General features: G+C 46.8%; 4 protein-coding genes. 3 read left to right on the top strand and 1 reads right to left on the bottom strand.

All coding sequences use genetic code 11. The annotated features are described in order from the left end of the window. Positions 1-232: 232 nt before the first annotated feature. Positions 233-1600 (bottom strand): 16S rRNA (cytosine(967)-C(5))-methyltransferase RsmB, encoded by a 1368-nt coding sequence (rsmB, locus tag ACXLDX_RS06985; protein ID WP_457576474.1) that lies wholly within the window; start codon positions 1598-1600, stop codon positions 233-235. Between the two features lie 213 nt (positions 1601-1813). On the opposite strand from rsmB, the gene ACXLDX_RS06980 reads away from it, so the two are divergent. From ACXLDX_RS06980 to ACXLDX_RS06970, 3 genes are all read left to right on the top strand, one after another. After that, positions 1814-2779 (top strand): amino acid ABC transporter substrate-binding protein, encoded by a 966-nt coding sequence (locus ACXLDX_RS06980; RefSeq protein ID WP_457576473.1) that lies wholly within the window; start codon positions 1814-1816, stop codon positions 2777-2779. A 37-nt stretch (positions 2780-2816) separates the two neighbouring features. Continuing rightward, on the top strand, positions 2817-3263 hold the full coding sequence (locus ACXLDX_RS06975; protein WP_457576472.1) for a hypothetical protein: 447 nt from the start codon (positions 2817-2819) through the stop codon (positions 3261-3263). Further along, positions 3263-3570, top strand: a 308-nt coding sequence (locus tag ACXLDX_RS06970; protein ID WP_457576471.1) for a hypothetical protein, incomplete at its 3' end; no start/stop codon positions are given. The genes ACXLDX_RS06975 and ACXLDX_RS06970, both read left to right, overlap by 1 nt.

Raw genomic sequence — 3570 nt, 5'->3', positions numbered from 1 at the left:
CGGTCATGGATTAATTATAATACTCATTTGTAAAAAGTAATGGTAATTATTAAAGAGAAATTACGGGAGTGTTGAGTCAGTGCATTATATAAAAAAAGGTATCTGATTACGTATGAAACTCAGCCTGTTATTTGTGAGCCCGGAAATGACCTGTGAGCAATTACAGTTCAGAGGTAATAAAATCATATAATTGCTCCCCCCTGTGAGTAGTTACAGAAAAACAGCAGTTTCTTCAACCTCGTTTTTCCAGTCTTGCGCCGAAAAATCCGTCAATTGTTGCTGCCGGGTGGGGCTGGAAGAATGAATTTCTCACAAGTTTTCGGGCAGATTCCGGTAGATAGTTTTCACAATCCGTCAGAATAAATTCGGGATGGTCGGTAAGAAAGGAGCGGATAACCTCTTCATTTTCCTCTGTTTCCAGTGAACAAGTTGTGTAGACGAGGATACCGCCGGGGGCAGTAAGGTCGGCAGCACTGCTCAGGAGGGAGAGCTGACGTCTGCAGTACCTGCCGATATCCTCCTCTGTTCTGTTCCAGCGGATGTCCGGATGTCTGCCTGTGACCCCGGTACCGGAACAGGGTGCGTCAATGAGAATGGCATCAAAAAGGAGATTGCTCCGGTTTGCAAAGTCTTCAAGACTTTGTTCATGGACATGTATTCTGCTGTCTGCAAAGAGGCGCCTCTGATTTTCCAGGAGCAGCTGCAGGCGATGGCGGTCCGGTTCCACGCAGTGTATCTCCAGGTCGCGGCCTGTGCCGAGTTCTGCCAGATGAGCCGTTTTCCCCCCCAGTCCCGCGCAGCCGTCAAGATATAGTCCGTTTTTCTTCAGGGGAGCCAGGAGAAAGGATGCAAGCTGGGCTGCTTCGTCCTGAACCTGAAAAAAACCTTCCCCGTAACCTGGAAGGGAGTGAACCGGTCCGCGAAAATTTGTGAGAACAAGGCTCTCTGTACCGTATACAGCAGGATGGTGCCCGATACCTTCCCGATCGAGCTTCCGGCGATAATCGGAAACACTGATCCTGGAGCGGTTGATGCGGAGGACAGGGAGAGGTTCGAGACTGTTTTCTTCGCAGATACGGGTGGTTTCCTGTATGCCGAAAGCGTTAATCCATCTGTTTACCAGCCAGTCTGGATGGTTAAAGATGGGTCTGCCGTTTCTGTTTTTTTGCGGTAATTGGAGTGAGCTGGTTTTTTCAAGTCGGCGAACAGTTTCACGCAGGATACCGTTGACAAATCCATGGAGCCGCCTGGGGGTTCTTTTGTATCTGCAACTGTTGACAGCTTCGTTGACAATGGCGGAATGGGGAATACGTCCAAGAAAAAAAATCTGGTAAAGGCTGACGGCCAGGATCTGATGAATGAATGGATCGAGTTTGTTCAGCGGTGTTCTGCTCACTCCCCTGAGAAATTCATCCAGGGCCTGTCTCTGTCTGAGAACACCGTAGACCAGGTTCATGGCCAGGTTCCTGTCTCTGGCCGGGAGACTGCTTTTTTTTACATTGCGATCAAAGAGTATTTTGACGGAAGATCTGCTTTGGTAGAGTTTGCAGAGTGTATCGGCGGCGACAAATCTTGCCGTGGGAGGAGTTGTATTTTTCAAAATAAAAAATAAAGAGAAAGAATCAGCAAATTTTCAAGGGGTAGACAAGCAGTAATTCGGTTGGTATCTTGTCAGATGCGAGGAGTTTTCAAATTTGTCAATTGCCTGATTTAAGGTACTTTTGCGCCAGACTAATCTTTTTACCAGAATAATTCATTGAAAAATAATTGTATATATACAGGCTGGCTTTGTCTGTCACTGGTTTTTTTTTCCATGGCGACCGCCTTTGCCGCAACAAGTGAAGATGTGGCAAGTCGTGGTTTTCTGCAGTGCGGTGTTTCCACTGGAATTCCCGGGTTTTCATCGGTTGATGAAAAGGGAAACTGGTCCGGGCTTGACGTGGATATTTGTCGTGCTGTGGCGGCTGCTGTTCTTGGAAATGCGGAAGAGGTCAAGTTTTCACCCCTGGTGGAAAATGAAAGCTATACCGCACTGCTGTCCGGAGAGGTGGATATTCTTGCCCGCAACAGCACCTGGACATTCAGTCGTGATTCGGCATTGGCGGTGAATTTTGCAGGAATAAGTTATTACGATGGTCAGGGACTGCTTATTGCCGGCAAAACAAAAGTTGCAGGTCTTGGTGATTTAAAAAAAGTGAAACTATGCAGCCAGGTTCATTCGGGATTGGAGGATAATCTCATCGATTATTTCACCAGGAACAAGATTGAATTTAAAAAAGTTGAATTTGCAACCGGCGATCTGGCGGTAAAAGGATTTGAAGAGGGAAGATGCGATGCATTGACCATGCAGCAATCCAGACTTTATGGCATAAGACTTGGACTGGCTGACCCGGAGAAGTCAAAGGTGCTGCCCGATGTTATTTCCAAAGAGCCGCTTGGTCCTGTTGTCCGGCAGGGAGATGATACCTGGTTTGATATCGTCAAATGGTCTCTCTTTGTGATGATCGGGGCGGAGGAGCTGGGGATAAATTCAGGAAATGTGGATGGAATGAAGATGAGCAACAGGCTGGCTGTAAAGAGATTGCTTGGTCTTGAGGGAGATATGGGTAAAGGGCTTGGATTGAAGAGAGACTGGGCCTATCAGATCATCAGGCAGGTGGGGAATTATGGAGAGGTTTTTGAGAGGAACCTCGGCGCTTCTTCTCTGCTCAAGGTAGATCGTGGATTAAACAGGCTCTGGAATGATGGTGGCTTGCAGTACTGCCCGCCTTTCAGGTAGTGGTCAAAATTTCAAGTTTTGAAGACAGGGTAATATTATGAAAAAGAAAACATTTGTACTGAAAACTGTGGGAATGTTTTTATTTTTCTTTTTTCTGGCCGCTTCTGTAATGGCTGTGGAAAAAGAGGCGGACTGGTCGAAGGCCGGAAAGGAAATCAGGGAAGCGGGTCAGGCTGTAGGTGAGGCTGCAAAAAGTACGTTGAAAAAGACAAAGGACAAAAGTGCAGAAGTCCTGGAAAAAACAAAAGACACAAGCGCTGAAGCCTGGGAGAAAACGAAGAAGACCAGTGTTGAAGCCTGGAACAAGACAAAGGAAACCAGTGCTGAAGTAGTGGAAAAGACGGTTGAGGGAACTGAAAAAATTGTCAGTGAAACCAGGGAAAAAAGTAAGAGCACCTGGCAGAAGACAAAAGAAAGAACCGGAGAACTGTTAAAAAAAGTAAAGGCAAAGGTGCATTCAGCGACTGCTCCGGAAAAAGAGTAATGCACAAGGGAAAAAACAGAAAACAAATTATTGTCACAACACTGCTTGATACCGGCAGCCAACTTGGCAGGCTCTGCCTCGCGGCCGCAAAAGATCTTGAACAGACAGGGTTCTGCACGGTTAAGGCAATCAAAGAGATTGTTTCGGAACATCAACAGAAAAAAATGGAGAAAACGGTGAGAATCCTGGTGGTCGATGGTGCCGATAGCCGTGGTTACAGTTTTCTCAGGGAAAATGGCATCATAGCTGATCATCACCTGGTTGCCGCAGATCTTGGTCTCGGTGAAGATGACGGTGAAGAGGCACT

It is taken from the genome of Desulfomarina sp. (genome assembly GCF_054039375.1).
Note: the sequence above shows the minus strand (reverse complement) of the source record. Positions and strands in the feature narration are given on the sequence as shown.